21 protein-coding genes are annotated in these 18,526 nt (G+C 41.9%); 20 read left to right on the forward strand and 1 reads right to left on the reverse strand.

Features of this window, described 5'->3' with window-relative positions:
• The first annotated feature begins 65 nt into the window (after positions 1-65).
• The 20 genes from E4T71_RS01325 (at position 66) to phoU (ending at position 17,865) form a co-directional block, all read left to right on the forward strand.
• Entirely contained in the window at positions 66-263 is a 198-nt protein-coding gene (locus E4T71_RS01325) for a F0F1 ATP synthase subunit C (protein WP_135035699.1), read from the forward strand.
• Between the two features lie 32 nt (positions 264-295).
• On the forward strand, positions 296-1,015 hold the full coding sequence (gene atpB / locus E4T71_RS01330) for a F0F1 ATP synthase subunit A (RefSeq protein WP_135035702.1): 720 nt from the start codon (positions 296-298) through the stop codon (positions 1,013-1,015).
• Positions 1,016-1,030: 15 nt separating this feature from the next.
• The gene (gene atpF, locus E4T71_RS01335) at positions 1,031-1,525 is read left to right on the forward strand and encodes a F0F1 ATP synthase subunit B (protein WP_135035705.1); all 495 of its coding nucleotides are present in this window, start codon (positions 1,031-1,033) and stop codon (positions 1,523-1,525) included.
• Complete coding sequence (locus E4T71_RS01340; protein WP_135035708.1) at positions 1,525-2,061, forward strand: F0F1 ATP synthase subunit delta; 537 nt, start codon at positions 1,525-1,527, stop codon at positions 2,059-2,061. Before atpF ends, E4T71_RS01340 begins: the two co-directional genes overlap by 1 nt.
• Positions 2,062-2,076: 15 nt before the next feature.
• On the forward strand, positions 2,077-3,582 hold the full coding sequence (atpA, locus tag E4T71_RS01345; RefSeq protein ID WP_135035711.1) for a F0F1 ATP synthase subunit alpha: 1,506 nt from the start codon (positions 2,077-2,079) through the stop codon (positions 3,580-3,582).
• A 14-nt stretch (positions 3,583-3,596) separates the two neighbouring features.
• Positions 3,597-4,475 (forward strand): F0F1 ATP synthase subunit gamma, encoded by an 879-nt coding sequence (locus tag E4T71_RS01350; protein ID WP_135035714.1) that lies wholly within the window; start codon positions 3,597-3,599, stop codon positions 4,473-4,475.
• Between the two features lie 23 nt (positions 4,476-4,498).
• Positions 4,499-5,905, forward strand: a complete 1,407-nt coding sequence (gene atpD / locus E4T71_RS01355) for a F0F1 ATP synthase subunit beta (RefSeq protein ID WP_135035717.1) — start codon at positions 4,499-4,501, stop codon at positions 5,903-5,905.
• Between the two features lie 9 nt (positions 5,906-5,914).
• Positions 5,915-6,331, forward strand: coding sequence for a F0F1 ATP synthase subunit epsilon (locus E4T71_RS01360; RefSeq protein WP_135035721.1), 417 nt, complete (start codon positions 5,915-5,917; stop codon positions 6,329-6,331).
• A 121-nt stretch (positions 6,332-6,452) separates the two neighbouring features.
• Positions 6,453-6,683 (forward strand): DUF1146 family protein, encoded by a 231-nt coding sequence (locus E4T71_RS01365; protein ID WP_135035765.1) that lies wholly within the window; start codon positions 6,453-6,455, stop codon positions 6,681-6,683.
• A 62-nt stretch (positions 6,684-6,745) separates the two neighbouring features.
• Positions 6,746-8,026, forward strand: a complete 1,281-nt coding sequence (gene murA, locus E4T71_RS01370; RefSeq protein ID WP_135035724.1) for a UDP-N-acetylglucosamine 1-carboxyvinyltransferase — start codon at positions 6,746-6,748, stop codon at positions 8,024-8,026.
• The gene (locus E4T71_RS01375; RefSeq protein WP_135035727.1) at positions 8,016-8,198 is read left to right on the forward strand and encodes a DNA-directed RNA polymerase subunit beta; all 183 of its coding nucleotides are present in this window, start codon (positions 8,016-8,018) and stop codon (positions 8,196-8,198) included. Before murA ends, E4T71_RS01375 begins: the two co-directional genes overlap by 11 nt.
• 8 nt (positions 8,199-8,206) lie before the next feature.
• Positions 8,207-9,028 (forward strand): DNA/RNA non-specific endonuclease, encoded by an 822-nt coding sequence (locus tag E4T71_RS01380; protein ID WP_135035730.1) that lies wholly within the window; start codon positions 8,207-8,209, stop codon positions 9,026-9,028.
• 292 nt (positions 9,029-9,320) lie between these two features.
• Positions 9,321-10,367, forward strand: a complete 1,047-nt coding sequence (gene pheS / locus E4T71_RS01385) for a phenylalanine--tRNA ligase subunit alpha (protein WP_135035733.1) — start codon at positions 9,321-9,323, stop codon at positions 10,365-10,367.
• A 10-nt stretch (positions 10,368-10,377) separates the two neighbouring features.
• The gene (gene pheT, locus E4T71_RS01390; protein ID WP_135035736.1) at positions 10,378-12,777 is read left to right on the forward strand and encodes a phenylalanine--tRNA ligase subunit beta; all 2,400 of its coding nucleotides are present in this window, start codon (positions 10,378-10,380) and stop codon (positions 12,775-12,777) included.
• Positions 12,778-12,906: 129 nt separating this feature from the next.
• Positions 12,907-13,806: a phosphate ABC transporter substrate-binding protein PstS family protein gene (locus E4T71_RS01395; protein WP_135035739.1), complete on the forward strand. Its 900-nt coding sequence runs from the start codon at positions 12,907-12,909 to the stop codon at positions 13,804-13,806.
• Positions 13,803-14,738: a phosphate ABC transporter permease subunit PstC gene (pstC, locus tag E4T71_RS01400; protein ID WP_135035742.1), complete on the forward strand. Its 936-nt coding sequence runs from the start codon at positions 13,803-13,805 to the stop codon at positions 14,736-14,738. The genes E4T71_RS01395 and pstC overlap by 4 nt, the downstream gene beginning before the upstream one ends.
• Positions 14,728-15,615: a phosphate ABC transporter permease PstA gene (gene pstA / locus E4T71_RS01405; RefSeq protein WP_135035745.1), complete on the forward strand. Its 888-nt coding sequence runs from the start codon at positions 14,728-14,730 to the stop codon at positions 15,613-15,615. The genes pstC and pstA overlap by 11 nt, the downstream gene beginning before the upstream one ends.
• Before the next feature lie 16 nt (positions 15,616-15,631).
• Positions 15,632-16,435 (forward strand): phosphate ABC transporter ATP-binding protein PstB, encoded by an 804-nt coding sequence (gene pstB / locus E4T71_RS01410; protein WP_135035748.1) that lies wholly within the window; start codon positions 15,632-15,634, stop codon positions 16,433-16,435.
• Between the two features lie 9 nt (positions 16,436-16,444).
• Complete coding sequence (gene pstB / locus E4T71_RS01415; protein WP_135035750.1) at positions 16,445-17,203, forward strand: phosphate ABC transporter ATP-binding protein PstB; 759 nt, start codon at positions 16,445-16,447, stop codon at positions 17,201-17,203.
• Positions 17,204-17,211: 8 nt separating this feature from the next.
• Positions 17,212-17,865, forward strand: a complete 654-nt coding sequence (phoU, locus tag E4T71_RS01420) for a phosphate signaling complex protein PhoU (RefSeq protein ID WP_135035753.1) — start codon at positions 17,212-17,214, stop codon at positions 17,863-17,865.
• Positions 17,866-18,045: 180 nt separating this feature from the next.
• Here the strand turns inward: phoU and E4T71_RS01425 are convergent.
• Positions 18,046-18,526: transposase (locus E4T71_RS01425; protein WP_135035756.1), on the reverse strand; the 481-nt coding region annotated here is incomplete at its 5' end.

Below are 18,526 nucleotides of genomic sequence, written 5' to 3' on the forward strand. Positions count from 1 at the left end.
AATTTGACAAATGACTTGAATAGGAGTAGAGTAGTGGGGTAACAAAAATAAAAGGAGAATTCGAAATGAATTTATCAATTTTGGCCCTTGGTTTGGCCGTTATGGGTGTAAGTATCGGTGAAGGTTTGTTGGTATCGAGCTTCCTTCGTTCAGCAGCTCGTCAACCAGAACTATACAACAAACTTCAAACAAGTATGTTGATGGGGATTGCCTTTATCGAGGGTACTTTCTTCGTACTTCTTGCTGTGGCCTTCATCTTGTAAGAATATTCTTGTAGAATTGAGGTGAGAGACCCGTGGAATCCCATTCACCATCAATTACAATCGGACCGATTGTTTTTGATTTAACTTTATTGGCCATGTCTCTCTTGACGGTAGCGTTGGTATTTGGCTTTGTCTATTGGTTGAGTCGAGATCTTAGTATTCGTCCCAACCGGAAGCAGAGCGCCTTGGAAGCCTTGATTGATTTTGTTACTGGAGTTATTCAGAACAATATTGGTGCCACCAATGTAAAGACCTACCTTCCTATTTTCTTTAGTCTTTTCCTATTCTTATTTTTAGGGAACTCTATTGGTTTGGCTACAAAAATTGAAACTCTTCCCCCAGAACACTTTAACCTCTGGACTTCGCCAACAGCAAATCTAGTTTATGACTTGAGTTTGTCTTTCTTGGTAACTGTCTTTATTCAGGTGGAAGGGATTCGTCGTCAAGGATTTAAGCGGTATGTCAAAGGGTTTGTAACACCTGTGGCAATGACCCCGATGAATATTCTGGAAGAAATCACCAATTTTCTTTCTTTGGCTCTTCGGCTATATGGAAATATCTTTTCTGGTGAAGTTATTGTATCGCTTTTGACACAACTTATCGGAGCCTATTTGATTGCCTTTCCATTTGTATTTGGGCTTAACATGGCTTGGACAGCTTTCTCACTGTTTATCTCTGGGATGCAAGCTTTCGTCTTTACTATGTTGTCCTCAAGTTATTTAGGTAAGAAAATTAGTGATGAGGAAGAATAAGAAAGGAGATAGACCATGGAAATTACATTAGGACAGTTAATTGGTAACTTTATTCTAGTAACTGGATCTTTTATAGCGGTTCTCCTACTTATTAAAAAATATGTTTGGAATCGTGTGGAAACAGTACTAGATGAACGCTCAGACAAGATTAGTTCGGATATTGATCAAGCAGAAGCGGCTAAACAGCGAGCGGAAGCTTTGTTGCAAGAACGACAAGAGCAGCTATCCGGTACCAAAGAAGAAGCGGCAGCAATCATTGCTACTGCAAAAGAAAATGCTGAGCATCAAAAAAATCAACTACTTGCTGAAACCAGGGATCAAGTACAGCGTTTGAAGGAGAATGCAGGTCAAGAGATTGCTCAAGAACGTGCAGAAGCTCTAGCTGGTATTAAACAAGATGTAGCAGATTTAACTGTTGATCTAACTTCTAAGATTTTAGGAAAAGAGTTGAATCAAGAAGCTCATTCAGAATTGATTGATCAGTACATTAAACAATTAGGAGAAAGCTAATGGACAAGAAAGAAATGATCTTGGTAGATAGCTATGCAAGTCCCTTTGTCCAATTAGTGATTGAAAAAAATCAAAGTCTAGAAATCTTTCCACTGCTGGATCAACTTTTGGACCTTGTGAAAGAGACAGACCTTACAAGTTTTTTAACAAATATCGCTGTTCCCCAAGTGCAGAAAGCTGAAATCTTCCAGAAAATTTTGCCGACAGGATCTGAATTAATGGATAATCTTTTGAGGGTCTTGTTGCAAAATCATCGTGAGGAATTGCTTGAAGCTATTTTAAAAGAAAGTCTAAGCCGACTAGAAGTGGAGACCAATTCCTTTGAGGTTACCCTAGAGTCGGCCTATGCTTTATCAGAAGAACAATTAGGAAGGTTGCTTCCACTTGTTCAGGAAAAAATGGGAATTGGTGTACGAAAACTAAACCAAGTCATTAATCGGGATTTGATTGGTGGCTTTGTTATCACGGCTAATCATAAGCAAATTGATGTAAGTATTCGACGCCAATTGCAAACAATGAAAGAAAAAATGAAATAGAAAGTGGTGTGAGCGTTGGCGATTCAAGCACAAGAAATTAGCGCTTTAATTAAGCAACAAATCGACAATTTTCAACCAGATTTTGATGTGACCGAAACAGGAGTTGTAACCTACATCGGTGACGGAATTGCACGGGCCCATGGTCTAAATCAGGCTATGAGTGGTGAATTACTCATCTTTGAAAATGGCTCCTATGGAATGGCGCAAAACCTGGAAACCAAAGATGTCGGGATCATCATTCTTGGTGAATTTACAGATATTCGTGAAGGTGATACTGTACGCCGTACTGGAAAAATTATGGAAGTCCCTGTAGGGGAAGCTTTGATTGGACGTGTTGTGGATCCTTTGGGACGTCCTATTGATGGGCTTGGCCCAATCGAAACTTCAGGGACGCGTCCAGTAGAGGCTCCGGCACCTGGTGTTATGGAACGGAAGTCCGTTTCAGAACCACTCCAAACAGGATTAAAGGCGATTGATGCCCTAGTTCCAATTGGACGCGGGCAACGGGAATTGGTGATTGGTGACCGTCAAACTGGTAAAACAACTATTGCTATTGATGCTATTTTGAACCAAAAAGGCCAAGATATGATTTGTATCTATGTAGCCATTGGACAAAAGGAATCAACCGTTCGGACACAAGTTGAAACCTTGCGGAAGCATGGAGCTCTTGATTATACAATTGTGGTGTCAGCATCAGCGTCACAACCTTCACCATTGCTTTTCTTGGCACCTTATGCCGGTGTTGCAATGGCGGAAGAATTTATGTACCAAGGGAAACATGTTTTAATCGTTTATGATGATTTATCAAAACAAGCCGTTGCCTATCGGGAACTTTCCCTCTTACTTCGTCGTCCACCAGGACGGGAGGCTTTCCCTGGGGATGTTTTCTATCTACATAGTCGTCTTTTGGAACGGTCTGCGAAAGTTTCAGATGAGCTTGGAGGTGGATCTATTACAGCCCTTCCATTTATTGAAACCCAAGCAGGAGATATCTCAGCCTATATTGCGACGAATGTGATTTCTATTACAGATGGTCAAATTTTCTTGGATGACTCTCTTTTCAATTCTGGTGTTCGTCCTGCTATTGATGCAGGGTCATCTGTATCACGGGTTGGAGGTTCAGCTCAGATCAAGGCTATGAAAAAAGTTGCGGGTACTCTTCGGATTGACTTAGCAGCCTATCGTGAACTCGAAGCCTTTACCAAATTTGGTAGTGATTTGGACGCAGCAACCCAGGCTCGTTTAAACCGTGGTCGTCGTACCATTGAAGTTTTGAAACAACCGGTTCATAAGCCTCTGCCTGTTGAAAAGCAAGTTGTGATTCTTTATGCTCTAACTCACGGATTCTTGGATGATATTCCTGTGGATGAGATTATTCGTTTTGAAGCAGAGCTTTATGATTATTTCGATGCCAAACATCCTGAGATTTTTGAAGGTATTCGTATGACCAAGGACCTTCCAAAAGAAGAAGTATTGGATGCTGCCATCCAAGAATTTAAGGATCAAACAAATTTCAACTAAGAAAGGGGTAAGAAATGGCCGTTTCTTTAAATGAAATTAAAAATAAAATTGCATCGACTAAAAATACGAGTCAAATCACCAATGCCATGCAAATGGTTTCCGCTGCAAAACTAGGAAAGTCTGAGCAAGCTGCGAAAGATTTTCAAGTGTACGCTAAACGGGTACGCCAACTCCTCACGGATTTACTAGATTCTGAGTTGGTATCCGGAAGTAGCAATCCCATGCTCCTTAGTCGTCCGGTCAAAAAGACGGGTTATATTGTGATTACTTCTGATCGTGGTTTGGTTGGTGGTTACAATTCAACCGTGCTGAAGGCTGTGATGGATTTGATTAAAGAATACCATGAAGATCCAGAAACTTATGCCATCATTTCAATTGGTGGAATGGGGACAGATTTCTTTAAGGCTCGTGGGATTGAGCCTATCTATGAGCTCCGTGGATTAGCAGATCAGCCAAGTTTTGATGAGGTTCAGAAAATCATCAATAAGGCTGTGGGAATGTATCAGGCAGAATTGTTTGATGAATTGTACGTTTGTTACAATCATCACATCAACTCCTTAACCAGTCAGATGCGGGTTGAGCAGATGTTGCCGATTGTTGATTTGGATCCAAATGAAGCTAAAACAGGTTATGCCAAAGAATTTGATTTGGAGCCTGGAAAAGAAGCACTCTTAAATCAGCTTTTGCCACAATATGCGGAAAGTATGATTTATGGAGCTATTATCGATGCGAAAACTGCTGAGAATGCTGCAGGTATGACAGCCATGCAGACTGCGACGGATAATGCTAAAAAGGTCATTTCTGAATTAACGATTCAGTATAATCGTGCCCGTCAAGCAGCTATTACACAAGAAATTACAGAAATCGTTGCTGGAGCAAGCGCTTTAGAGTAACGATAGAAGAAAAGGAGAAAGACATGAGCACAGGTAAGATTGCTCAGGTAATTGGACCCGTTGTGGATGTAGTCTTTCCAACGGATGCACCATTACCAGAAATTAATAATGCCTTAGTGGTCTATAAGGATGGAGAGCAAGCAGGTAAAATTGTTCTTGAAGTTGCTCTTGAGTTGGGAGATGGTGTTGTACGTACCATCGCTATGGAATCAACAGATGGTTTGAAACGTGGCCAAGAGGTGTTAGATACTGGTCGACCAATTTCTGTTCCAGTTGGAAAAGAAACTCTTGGACGGGTTTTCAATGTTCTAGGAGAAACCATTGATTTGGATCAGCCGATTGAAGATCACATCAGCCGTCAACCTATTCATAAGAAAGCTCCAAGCTTTGATGAATTGTCAACTTCTACTGAGATTTTGGAAACAGGAATCAAGGTCATTGACCTCTTGGCTCCCTATCTAAAAGGTGGTAAGGTTGGACTCTTCGGTGGTGCCGGAGTTGGTAAAACCGTTTTGATCCAGGAATTGATTCACAATATCGCTCAAGAGCATGGAGGAATTTCCGTCTTTACAGGTGTTGGTGAGCGGACCCGTGAAGGAAATGACCTTTATTGGGAAATGAAGGAATCTGGCGTTATTGAAAAAACAGCCATGGTTTTCGGACAAATGAATGAGCCACCAGGAGCACGGATGCGTGTGGCGCTTACAGGTTTGACAATCGCAGAATACTTCCGAGATGTTGAAGGACAAGACGTTTTGCTCTTTATTGATAACATCTTCCGTTTCACTCAAGCGGGTTCAGAAGTGTCGGCCCTTTTAGGTCGGATGCCATCTGCTGTGGGTTATCAACCGACCTTGGCTACTGAGATGGGACAATTGCAAGAACGGATTACTTCAACTAAAAAAGGTTCGGTTACATCAATTCAGGCGATTTATGTTCCTGCGGATGACTATACTGACCCGGCTCCTGCGACAGCCTTTGCCCACTTAGATTCCACGACGAACTTGGAACGTAAATTGGTACAATTGGGGATTTATCCAGCCGTAGATCCATTGGCATCTAGTTCACGAGCATTGGCTCCAGAAATTGTTGGAGAAGAGCATTATGAAGTAGCCTCTGAGGTGAAACGTGTGCTCCAACGTTACAATGAGCTACAAGACATCATTGCGATTCTTGGTATGGATGAATTATCTGATGAAGAAAAGACACTGGTTGCGCGTGCACGCCGTATTCAGTTCTTCCTCTCTCAAAACTTTAACGTTGCGGAACAATTTACAGGACAGCCAGGATCTTATGTTCCAGTTGCGGAAACTGTCCGTGGATTTAAAGATATCCTAAACGGAAAATACGATCATCTTCCTGAAGATGCCTTCCGGGGTGTTGGTTCTATCGAAGATGTAATCGCTAAGGCAGAGAAAATGAACTTTTAGAGGTGAACTATGGGCCAGATGACTGTACAAATTGTAACGCCTCATGGTATGATCTATCAGCACCATGCTCAATTTGTCATGGCTCGAACCACCGAAGGGGAGCTTGGAATTCTTCCAGGTCATACCAATCTATTAGCCGTTTTGGCGGTGGATGAACTAAAGGTTCGTCGAGTTGATGATGAAGGTCATGTTGATTGGGTAGCTGTAAATGGAGGAGTTATTGAAGTAGCTGACGATACCATCACGATTATTGCTGATTCTGCAGAGCGTGAACGAGATATTGATATCAGCCGCGCAGAGAGAGCTAAGAAGCGTGCGGAAGCAGCTTTGGAACAAGCTATTTCAGAACATTCCATTGATCAGGAACAACGGGCGCGCATTGCCTTGCAACGAGCCATTAACCGAATCAATGTGGGAAGTAAGTAATAAGAAGAAACAAGGTTCTTTCGAGGCCTTGTTTTTTCATAGCTAAGTCATTGCAAGAGGTATGGTAATGTCCAATTTGAAATTGAAGGAGTATTGGTTTAGACTATGTTACAATGGATTCATGAATATTCAAATTTTAGCAGTTTGCAGTCACTTGTTTTTTATTTATGTAAGTCATCGTTTACTGGGGGATTTACTGGCATGGAATAAGTTGTTACGTATCACATCTGAGAATACCCACAAAGCTCAATTACTTCATCTGATGTTCAGTATTGCATTGGGGTTCTTGGTGTCCTCCTTTTTTCTTAGCTTAGTGCAATTGAGTATGGAGCTTCGTTCACTAGCAGAGTGATTTTGGCCTCTATTTCTACTTTTGTGTTAGAATAAAATCAAAATGATTTTTTGGAGTAAAAAATGGATCAAATTGTTATAAAAGGTGGTAACAACCGTCTAACCGGTACAGTAAAAATTGAAGGAGCTAAGAATGCAGTTCTGCCCTTACTAGCAGCAACAATTCTGGTTTCTGAGGGTAAGACAACCCTTACCAACGTTCCTATATTATCTGATGTATTCACCCTCGCTCAAGTTATTTCTGGTCTGAACATTGATGTCGACTTTCAACAGGAATTAAATCAGATCGTAGTGGATGCTCAGGGCTCTATTCTCAGTGAAGCTCCCTATGAATATGTAAGCCAAATGCGAGCTTCTATCGTGGTTCTTGGTCCTATTTTAGCGCGTAATGGTTTTGCCAAGGTTTCCATGCCTGGAGGTTGTACCATCGGTAGCCGACCTATTGACCTACATTTGAAGGGATTAGAAGCTCTGGGGGCGGAAATCCATCAAGAGGCAGGTTATATTGAAGCGAAGGCGGATCGTTTGAAAGGCGCTACGATTTATCTTGATTTCCCAAGTGTTGGGGCTACTCAGAATATTATGATGGCAGCCACCCTAGCTGATGGGGTAACAATTATTGAAAATGCGGCTCGTGAGCCTGAAATCGTGGGTTTAGCCCTACTCTTAAATGCTATGGGGGCAGATGTTCGTGGTGCTGGCACGGAAACCTTGATTATTCATGGCGTAGAGTCTTTACATGGAGCGGAACATGCTGTTGTGCAGGACAGAATTGAAGCGGGAACCTTTATGGTAGCTGCAGCCATGACTGGTGGCGATGTCTTGATTGAAGATGCCATTTGGGAACACAACCGCCCGCTTCTAGCAAAAATGCAGGAGATGGGGGTTGAAGTCCTAGAAGAGGCAGCAGGTATCCGTATAAAATCGGATGTTTCGAAATTAAAATCGGTGACCGTTAAGACTCAGCCTCATCCAGGTTTTCCAACAGATATGCAGGCCCAGTTTACAACCTTGATGGCTGTCGCACCAGGGGAGTCGACCATGATTGAAACGGTTTTTGAAAATCGTTTTCAACACTTGGAAGAAATGCGTCGAATGAATTTACATTCTGATATTCTTCGGGACACCGCTATTATTTATGGTGGTCAAACTTTACAAGGGGCTGAGGTGATGTCAACGGATTTGCGGGCTAGTGCAGCCTTAATTTTAGCAGGTCTAGTAGCAGAGGGAGAAACTCGAGTTGGCAAACTCAGTCATTTAGATCGCGGCTATTATCAGTTTGAACGCAAGTTAGCTGCTTTAGGAGCAAACATAGAACGAGTAGGAACTACTAATGGAAAGTAATTGGCGTCGTTTTCGAAGACAGTGGTTATTGATCTTTGGATTTCTTCTGTTAACCTTCTTGGTATTTGCCTTGGGTTTACTTTTAGGCTACTCTGTCTTGGGAGAGGGAAAACAGCCTCTTGATATTTTGTCCCCATCAACTTGGAAAGAATTGATGGATAAATTTCATTAAGGAGAACTATGGGTCGAAGAAAACAAAAACAGGCAGTTAGTACTTTAGGTGTGTTAGTCAGTTTAGGATTGGCCTTGGCGAGTTATTATGTATCTGACCAAACTAGTAACCAAGAAGCCCTCCCCCAGCAAAGTATACAGCATTCACAAGAAGCACCCAGTCAAGTTTTAGCGGAGTCTGTATTAACAGAATCTGTTAGAGCTCAACTTAAGGGAGACCTGACTTGGAATGGAGCTGGTTCTTTTGAGGTGAACGGAAATCAGACAAATTTAAATGCCAACGTGGCTAGTAAACCCTATGCTACAAATGAAACCAAGGAAGTGAATGGTGAAGTAGTGCCAACTCTGGCGAATGCGCTATTGGCTAAATCGACACGTCAGTATAAAAGCCGAGAAGAAACTGGAAATGGTTCGACATCATGGACTCCAGCTGGTTGGCACCAACTTCGTCTTGAAGGAGAATATAACCATGCTGTTGATCGTGGGCATTTATTAGGCTATGCCTTAGTCGGTGGTTTGAAAGGATATGATGCTTCAACGAGTAATCCCGCCAATATAGCGGTTCAAACTGCTTGGTCGAATCAGGCCAATTCAAAACAAGGACGTGGTCAAAATTATTATGAAACCCTTGTTCGTAAAGCTTTAGATAAAAATAAGCGTGTTCGTTACCGGGTTGAGGTCATCTATAATAATCAATGGGATTTAGTTCCATCTGGCTCTCATCTGGAGGCAAAATCCAGTGACGGAAGTTTGGAATTTAATGTTTTTATTCCGAATGTTCAGGAAGGAATCAGGCTAGATTACCAAACAGGACAAGTTTTTTTGAACTAGGCTTAAAAAGAGCTAGTGAACTTCCGTTGGAATTCGTAATTCGCTTGTCAAAGACTACTATTTTTGATAGACTAAAATTGTAATTGAATACTTGTTCGTGGGACTAGTAACCAAGGGAAAGCTGTACAGGGAGGGAGACCGTGACTGAGAGTCTGCCCAGGGGAAGCTTGGTGAATTCACCCATATAAGAACAATGAAAATAAGGTCCCTTGATGGGATGAAAGACGGATGGTACCGCGTGTCAACGCTCCGATTAAGGTGAGTTTGCACGCGCTTTTTTTATGGAGGAAAAATGGAAACAATTGAAGAAAAGCTGTCCAAACTGGTGGCGGATACCCTTGCCAGTTTGAATGATGTTAACAGTGAGCTAGATCATGAGTTAGAAAATCTAAGAGTTTCTGTCATGGGTAAAAAAGGTTCTTTGACTGAGATCTTGAAAGGAATGAAGGACTTATCTGCCGAGATGCGTCCTGTGGTTGGAAAACATGTGAATGAAGCTCGTGATGTCTTAACACAAGCATTTGATCAAGCTGCAAAGGATTTAGAAGCAGATCGAATTCTTAAACAGCTGGAAGCTGAAAGTATTGATGTCACTCTACCAGGGCGTCAGGTGAAGCGTGGTCAACGCCATGTCTTGACTCAAATTAGCCAAGAAATCGAAGACATTTTCCTAGGTATGGGATATCAGATTGTCGATGGCTTTGAAGTAGAGTCTGATTATTATAATTTTGAGCGTATGAATTTGCCGAAGGACCATCCAGCACGTGATATGCAAGATACTTTCTATGTTACAGAGGAAGTTTTATTGCGGACTCACACAAGTCCAGTCCAAGCACGGACTATGGAGACCCATGATTTTAGCCAGGGTCCTCTTAAGATGATTTCTCCGGGACGTGTTTATCGTAGAGATACAGATGATGCTACCCATAGTCATCAGTTCCATCAAATTGAAGGTTTAGTTGTAGGAGAAGGAATCTCTATGGCAGACCTTAAAGGAACTTTGGAATTAATTCTCCAGAAGATGTTTGGTCAAGATCGCAAAATTCGTTTACGTCCGTCCTATTTCCCGTTTACAGAACCTTCTGTAGAAGTGGATGTTTCCTGCTTTAAGTGTGGTGGTGAGGGCTGTAATGTCTGCAAAAAAACTGGTTGGATTGAAATTTTAGGGGCTGGTATGGTACACCCACGTGTTCTTGAAATGAGTGGAATTGATTCTAGTAAATATTCCGGTTTCGCCTTTGGATTAGGACAAGAACGTATTGCCATGTTGCGGTACGGAATCAATGATATTCGTGGTTTTTATTTGGGAGACCAACGCTTCTCAGAGCAGTTCAAGTAAGGAGTATGAAGTGTTAGTAAGTTATAAGTGGTTAAAAGAATTAGTGGAATTGGATGTTCCAGTGGCTGCATTAGCCGAAAAAATGTCTACAACTGGTATCGAGGTTGAGGGAGTCATGAGCCCTGCAGATGGACTTTCTAAAATTGTCGTGGGGCATGTGCTAACAGAGGAGGCAGTCCCTGAAACTCATCTTCATCGTTGCCAAGTAGATGTTGGTGAAGAAGAAGCTCGGCAAATTGTTTGTGGGGCTCCCAATATTGCGGCTGGACAAAAGGTCATTGTTGCTTTACCTGGTGCTAGAATTGCAGATAACTATAAAATTAAAAAAGGTAAAATTCGAGGGATGGAATCTCTTGGTATGATCTGTTCGTTAGCTGAGTTGGGACTCTCTGAATCTATTATTCCTAAGGAGTATGCGGAAGGGATTCAAGTTCTTCCAGCTGATGCAATTCCTGGAGAATCGGTATTTCCTTATTTGGATATGGATGATCAAATCATTGAATTGTCCATTACACCTAACCGTGCAGATGCTCTTTCCATGAGAGGAGTTGCCTATGAGGTCGCGGCTATTTACGATAGTAACTTGACCTTGAAGCCTGTTACATTAACGGAAGTTTCGCAACCTGCGTCCGACTTATTAGAAGTAGCGATTGAATCCGATAAAGTATCGACTTATCAGGCACGTATTTTGGAAAATGTTCAAGTAGCACCAAGTCCTCAATGGTTGCAAAATCGTTTAATGAATGCTGGTATTAGACCGATTAACAATGTCGTGGACGTAACGAATTTGGTTCTGCTAGAGTATGGTCAGCCCTTGCATGCTTTTGACTTAGATACCTTCAAGGATTCTAAGATTGTTGTGCGAGAGGCTCGTGTGGGTGAACAGCTCCTAACTTTGGATGGAGTTGAGCGGAATCTAGAAGTTTCCGATTTAGTGATTACAGTTGCGGATGAGCCTGTTGCCCTTGCAGGAGTTATGGGAGGTCAAGCGACAGAAATTACTAAGGAATCCAAACGGGTAGTTCTTGAAGCAGCTGTTTTTGATGGAACTTCAATCCGTAAAACAAGTGGACGCCTCAATTTACGTAGCGAAGCATCAGCACGTTTTGAAAAGGGAATTAATGTAGGGTCTGTTTCTGAGGCTTTGGATTATGCTGCTAGTCTTTTAGTGGAACTTGCTGGAGCTGAAGTACTGTCGGGGCGTGTAGAAGCAGGAGAGGTTGATGTTGAACCAGTATCTGTTGCTACTGATTTAGCCTCTGTTAATCGTGTCCTAGGTACAGACTTAGATTATGCTGCCATCGAGGATGTTTTCCGTCGCTTAGGCTTTGGTCTGTCTGGAGATGCGACAGCTTTCCAAGTCTCGGTACCAAAGCGTCGCTGGGATATTACCATCCCAGCAGATTTAAATGAGGAGATTGCTCGTATTTATGGCTATGACCGTCTCCCGTCTTCTTTGCCAGGAGGACAGGGAACTGCAGGTGAATTGACTACGATGCAAGCTCTTCGTCGCAAGGTTCAAGACACGATGGAAGGTGCTGGTTTAACAGAAGTTATCACTTATACATTGACAACACCTGAAAAAGCACAATTGTTCAGACAGAATCCATCTGCATTGATTCAATTGATGTGGCCAATGAGTGTCGAGCGCAGTGTGCTTCGGCAAAGTATGGTATCTAGTCTTCTAGAAACGCTTCAATATAATCAAGCTCGTCGTCAGCCGAACCTAGCTATTTATGAGATTGGTAAGATTTTCAAACAGATTGAAGGTCAGCAACTGCCACAGGAAGATACAGTCTTGGCCTTGGCCTTAACGGGGTCACTCACAGAAAAAGATTTCCAAACTCAACCTCAAGCAGTCGACTTCTTTACGGCTAAGGGGATGTTGGAATTACTCTTTGATCGTTTGGGATTAGAGGTAACCTATAAAGCCATTGCTGATCTTCCTGGTAGTCATCCTGGGCGGACAGCTCTGCTTCAGGTAGGAGATCAAACGATTGGTTTCCTTGGTCAAGTTCATCCGGCTCTATCTAAGGATTATGATTTATCAGAAGTTTATGTTGCGGAAGTTAATCTGTCACTTGTAGAAAACTTATTACCAGAGCAAGCGATCTTCCAGGATATTAGTAAATTCCCTTCCGTTACACGGGATATTGCTCTTTTGGTTCAGGAAGAGGTTCAGCATCAAGCGATTCTAGATGTTCTTTCATCTTTAAATTTGAAACGCTTGAAAGCTATTCATCTGTTTGATGTCTATCAAGGATTACCATTGAGTGAGAATCAGAAATCTATGGCCTATAGCCTGACCTTCCAAAATCCAGAAGCTACTATGGAAGATGAGGAAGTGGTACGCTATATGGACAAGATTCAGAAGGCTTTGGAATCAGAACTTGGAGCTGAAATTCGTTAATCAAAAAAAGTATTTCATTTGGTGGTTTTTTGGGCAATTTTGATGGAACCTTTCGTGCTTTATGGTATAGTGAGAAAGGGGCTAGAAATGGCGTGAAAGCCACCCCAAATTTAATTAAAGGAAAAAAATATGAGCTTTGGTAAAAAACTACTGAGCATCTCTGTTCTGGGGATGACAGCTCTGTCTCTATCAGCCTGTGCAGCATGGATTGATAAAGGCGAATCCATTACGGCTGTGGGATCTACAGCCTTGCAACCGCTAGTCGAAGCCGCATCAGATGAGTTTTCTGCCCAGCATCTAGGAAAAACCATCAATGTCCAAGGTGGAGGATCCGGTACGGGTCTTTCTCAGGTGCAATCGGGTGCTGTTCAAATCGGGAATAGTGATGTCTTTGCGGAAGAGAAAGATGGGATTAAAGCAGATGAATTAATGGATCATCAAGTTGCAGTTGCAGGTTTAGCTGTGATTGCTAATAAGGAAGTTAGCATCGATAATCTCACCTTGAATCAATTACGAGATGTCTTTGCGGGCAAGATTACCAACTGGAAAGAAGTTGGGGGACCAAACTTGGAAGTAACGATTATCAACCGTGCGGTTGGTTCAGGTTCCCGTTCGACTTTTGATAAAGTTGTTATGGATGGTGTAACTGCTAAGAAGAGTCAAGAACAAGATTCCAATGGTATGGTTAAGTCCATTGTGTCTCAAACACCGGGAGCTATTTCTTATCTTGCCTTTTCTTATGTAGATGACTCTGTGAAACAGTTAAAGCTAGATGGTGCTGCACCAACTGCTGAGAATGTTGCTACAAATAAGTGGCCTATCTGGTCTTATGAACATATGTATACTAAAAAGAATAAGGATGAGCTCACAGAAGAGTTTTTGGACTATATGATTTCTGATGAAGTCCAAGATGGTATCGTTCGTAGCATGGGCTATATCTCCATTAATAAAATGGAAGTTGAGAAAGATGCGGATGGTAAGGTAACTGTGAAAGCACAAAGTCCAAAGAGCGAGGGGGAACAGGAATGAAAACATCAGAATTAGAAAAGAAATTACTATCCCCTTCTAAAAATTCCAAATTAGAAAAATTTGGTAAAACAGTTACTTTTATGTGTCTCTCACTGATTGTTCTAGTGGTTGCGATGATTTTGATTTTCGTGGCTCAGAAAGGTTTATCGACCTTCTTTGTAGATGGAATTAATCCTATTTCTTTCCTTACAGGAACAGAATGGCAACCAAGTGTGAAAGATGCGAATGGTCAACCCTATATGGGGGCTCTGCCAATGATTACAGGTTCCTTTATTGTTACCATCTTATCTGCCCTGCTTGCAACTCCTTTTGCGATTGGAGCGGCTATCTTTATGACAGAGATTTCTCCTAAATATGGAGCTAAAATTCTTCAGCCAGCTATTGAATTATTGGTGGGAATTCCATCAGTAGTTTATGGATTTATTGGTTTACAAGTAGTTGTTCCTTTTGTCCGCGGTATTGCAGGTGGAACAGGGTTTGGAATCTTATCTGGGGTATTTGTCCTCTTCGTTATGATTTTGCCAACGGTGACCTTTATGACTGTCGATAGTTTGAAGGCTGTTCCACGTCACTATAAAGAAGCGAGTTTAGCTATGGGGGCTACTCGCTGGCAAACTATCTGGCGCGTGGTTCTGAATGCTGCTCGTCCAGGTATTTTTACGGCTATTGTCTTTGGGATGGCACGGGCCTTTGGTGAAGCATTAGCCATCCAGATGGTTGTCGGAAATTCTGCTGTGATGCCAACATCTCTGACAACACCCGCTTCAACATTGACTTCTGTTTTGACTATGGGAATCGGGAACACCATTATGGGTACGGTTCAGAACAATGTTCTTTGGTCCTTGGCTTTGGTTCTTTTAATGATGAGTCTAGCCTTTAATTCCGTGATTAAATTAATTACAAGGGAAGGAAAGAGAAATTATGAACGCTAAGAAAATGAACAAGGTGGCGACCATTGTTCTCTACACCATTGCAGGAATTATCGTCACCATCCTAACCTCCCTTCTCTTATTTATTCTGGTTCGAGGATTGCCACATGTAAATTGGCATTTCTTGACAGGTCGTTCTTCTTCTTATGAAGCTGGAGGCGGGATTGGAATCCAATTGTTTAATTCCTTTTTCTTGTTGGTCATTACTCTTTTGATCTCTCTCCCCCTATCTACGGGAGCAGGAATTTATTTATCAGAGTATGCCAAGAAGGGGCCTGTTACTAACTTTATTCGAACGTGTATCGAGATTCTTTCATCACTCCCTTCTGTGGTTGTTGGTCTCTTTGGATATTTGATTTTTGTTATTCAATTTCAATATGGTTTCTCTATTATTTCGGGTGCCTTGGCATTGACAGTTTTTAACTTGCCAATGATGACACGGAATGTCGAAGATAGTCTTCGGACAGTTCATCACACTCAGCGAGAAGCCGGTTTGGCACTTGGAATATCACGGTGGGAAACTGTAGTGCATGTTGTTATTCCGGAGGCTCTTCCTGGAATTGTGACGGGTATTGTTTTGGCTTCCGGCCGTATCTTTGGTGAGGCGGCAGCCCTCATTTATACTGCCGGGCAATCTGCTCCAGCTCTTGATTGGTCAAATTGGAATATCTTAGATGTAACAAGCCCTATTTCGATTTTCCGCCAAGCGGAAACTTTGGCTGTCCATATTTGGAAGGTCAATAGTGAGGGAACTATACCAGATGCTATGCAGGTATCAGCAGGAAGCGCAGCAGTTCTTCTGATCTTTATCTTGATTTTCAACCTAGGTGCTCGTTACCTTGGTAAAAAACTTCATCAGAAGATGACTTCAGCATCCTAAGGAGGTTTAAGGAAAAATGACAACATATAATTGGGATGAAAAACACATTATTCGTTTCCCAGAAGAAAAAGTTGCCCTTGAGACCAAGGACCTTCATGTGTATTATGGTCAAAATGAGTCCATCAAGGGAATTGATATGCAGTTCGAAAAGAACAAGATTACGGCCTTGATTGGACCATCAGGATCTGGGAAGTCGACTTACTTGCGTAGTTTGAATCGCATGAATGACACCATTGATATTGCCCGCGTTACAGGGGAAATCCTCTATGAGGGAGTGGATGTCAATCGTCCAGATATCAATGTGTATGAAATGCGCAAGCATATTGGAATGGTCTTTCAACGGCCGAATCCATTTGCTAAATCGATTTATCGCAATATTACCTTTGCTCATGAACGGGCAGGGGTAAAAGATAAGAAAGTCTTAGATGAGATTGTGGAGACTTCGCTTAAGCAGGCAGCCTTATGGGATCAGGTGAAAGATGACCTTCATAAATCGGCTTTTACCTTATCAGGTGGACAACAGCAGCGGCTTTGTATTGCCCGCGCAATCTCTGTGAAGCCTGACATTCTTTTGATGGATGAACCGGCTTCTGCCTTGGATCCAATCGCGACAATGCAGTTGGAAGAGACTATGTTGGAATTGAAGAAAAACTATACCATTATCATCGTAACCCACAATATGCAACAAGCTGCTCGGGCTAGTGATTATACGGCTTTCTTCTATTTGGGAGATCTAATCGAGTACGATGAGACTGGAAAAATTTTCCAAAATGCCCAACTAAAATCCACAAATGATTATGTATCAGGACGTTTTGGTTAGGAGGAAGTCATGACAGAACCTATTTTAAGTGTGAAGGACTTATCCGTGTACTACGGTAAAAAGAAAGCCCTCAACAGTGTTTCATTAGACTTTTATCCTAAGGAAATCACTGCTCTCATTGGACCTTCGGGATCTGGTAAATCTACTCTTTTACGGTCTATCAACCGGATGAATGATTTAAATCCTGAGGCTAGTCTGACAGGATCAATCGTTTATGATGGGCACGAAGTATATAGTCCTCGACGTGATACAGTTGAATTGCGTAAGGAAATTGGAATGGTCTTCCAGCAACCCAATCCTTTCCCTATGACGATTTATGAGAATGTAGTCTATGGTCTCCGGATTAAAGGAATTAAGGATAAACAAGTCTTGGATGAGGCTGTGGAGTCATCTCTGAAAGGAGCTTCTATCTGGGATGAGGTCAAAGATCGATTACACGATTCTGCCTTAGGTCTATCTGGTGGACAACAACAGCGGGTCTGTGTAGCACGGGTATTGGCAACCAGTCCTAAAATTATCTTGTTGGATGAGCCTACATCAGCCTTAGACCCTATTTCATCTGGTAAAATTGAAGAGACCCTTTATGGTTTGAAAGATCAATACACCTTACTCTTAGTGACCCGGTCTATGCAACAAGCTTCTCGGATTTCCGATAGAACTGCATTCTTCCTTGATGGCAATTGCCTGGAATATAGCTCTACCAAGGATATGTTCCTCAATCCACAGCACAAGGAAACGGAAGATTACATTACAGGTAAATTTGGATAGGAGTTCATATGTTACGTACACAATTTGAAAATGAATTAGAGAAACTACACAATCAGTTTTATGCGATGGGAACCGAAGTTCTATCTCAGATTAACCGGACCGTTCGTGCCTTTGTTACTCACGATCGCGAATTAGCTCGTGCCGTTATTGAAGATGATGCGGATGTCAATAAGTATGAAGTAAAACTCGAAGAAAAATCTCTTGAGATTATTGCTCTCCAACAGCCTGTTTCACATGATTTGCGGACTGTTATTACGATTCTAAAGGCTTCAAGTGATATTGAACGTATGGGTGACCATGCAGTATCCATTGCACAAGCAACAATCCGTGTAAAAGGGGAAGTACGGATTGCAGCTGTTGAGCAAGAGATTGATAAAATGGGTAAAAAAGTCAAAGAATTTGTGGAAGCGACTTTGGACCTCTATCTCAAAGGAGATGTTGACTCTGCTTATCAAGTTGCGGCTATGGACGAAGAAGTTAATGATTATTTCAAAAAGATCCAAGAATTAGCAACTGAAGAAATCAAGCATAACCCCGAAGCCATTGTGGCAGGTCGGGACTATTTCCAAGTGATCAGCTACTTGGAGCGAATTGGTGACTATGCTAAGAACGTTTGTGAATGGGTTGTTTATTTGGAAACAGGTGAAATTGTTGAATTGTAAAACGGATATGCACTGTTTCAAGTAGACAGATAAAATATGAGGAACCAGATTGCTTTGGCTTAAGCAGTCTGGTTTTTCTTATCGGCAATCGTTTTTCAAGAATCGTAAGCGCCCAATAACAGAGTATATTGACAAAACTCCAAGATTATAAGCAGATTGCTTTTAATCTTGGAGTTTTCTTTATCTACAATTCTCTTGGATTTTTGGAGCCCATGGTAAATAAGCCTCTAGAACCTCTTTTTTTACGAGAGTCTCCTCGTTTGGCAAATGTTCTAGAAGATAAGCTATATATTTTTCACTATCAAGTTGATGGACTTTGGCTGTCTCAAGCAGAGTCATGATAATAGCACTTGACTCTGCTCCCTCTAAACTTTGGGAGAATAGCCAATTCTTACGTCCCATAACCAAGGATTTAATAGCCCTCTCTGCCAGATTATTAGAGAGAACTAGACGTCCATCTTCCAATACAGTCTTGAATGTGGACTCATAATCCAAACTGTATTTAAGAGCACGGCCTAACTTAGACTCTGGTAAGACATACTGCTCCCGACACCAATCAAAGAATTCTTCCATCAAGGGACGGAGCTCTTCTTGTCGTTTTTGATGTCTGATTTCTGGTTCTAGCTCCTCCCACTGTCTTTCTAAAAGAAACATCCTATCG

It is taken from the genome of Streptococcus sp. WM07 (assembly GCF_004570525.1).
Taxonomy (GTDB): Bacteria; Bacillota; Bacilli; order Lactobacillales; family Streptococcaceae; genus Streptococcus.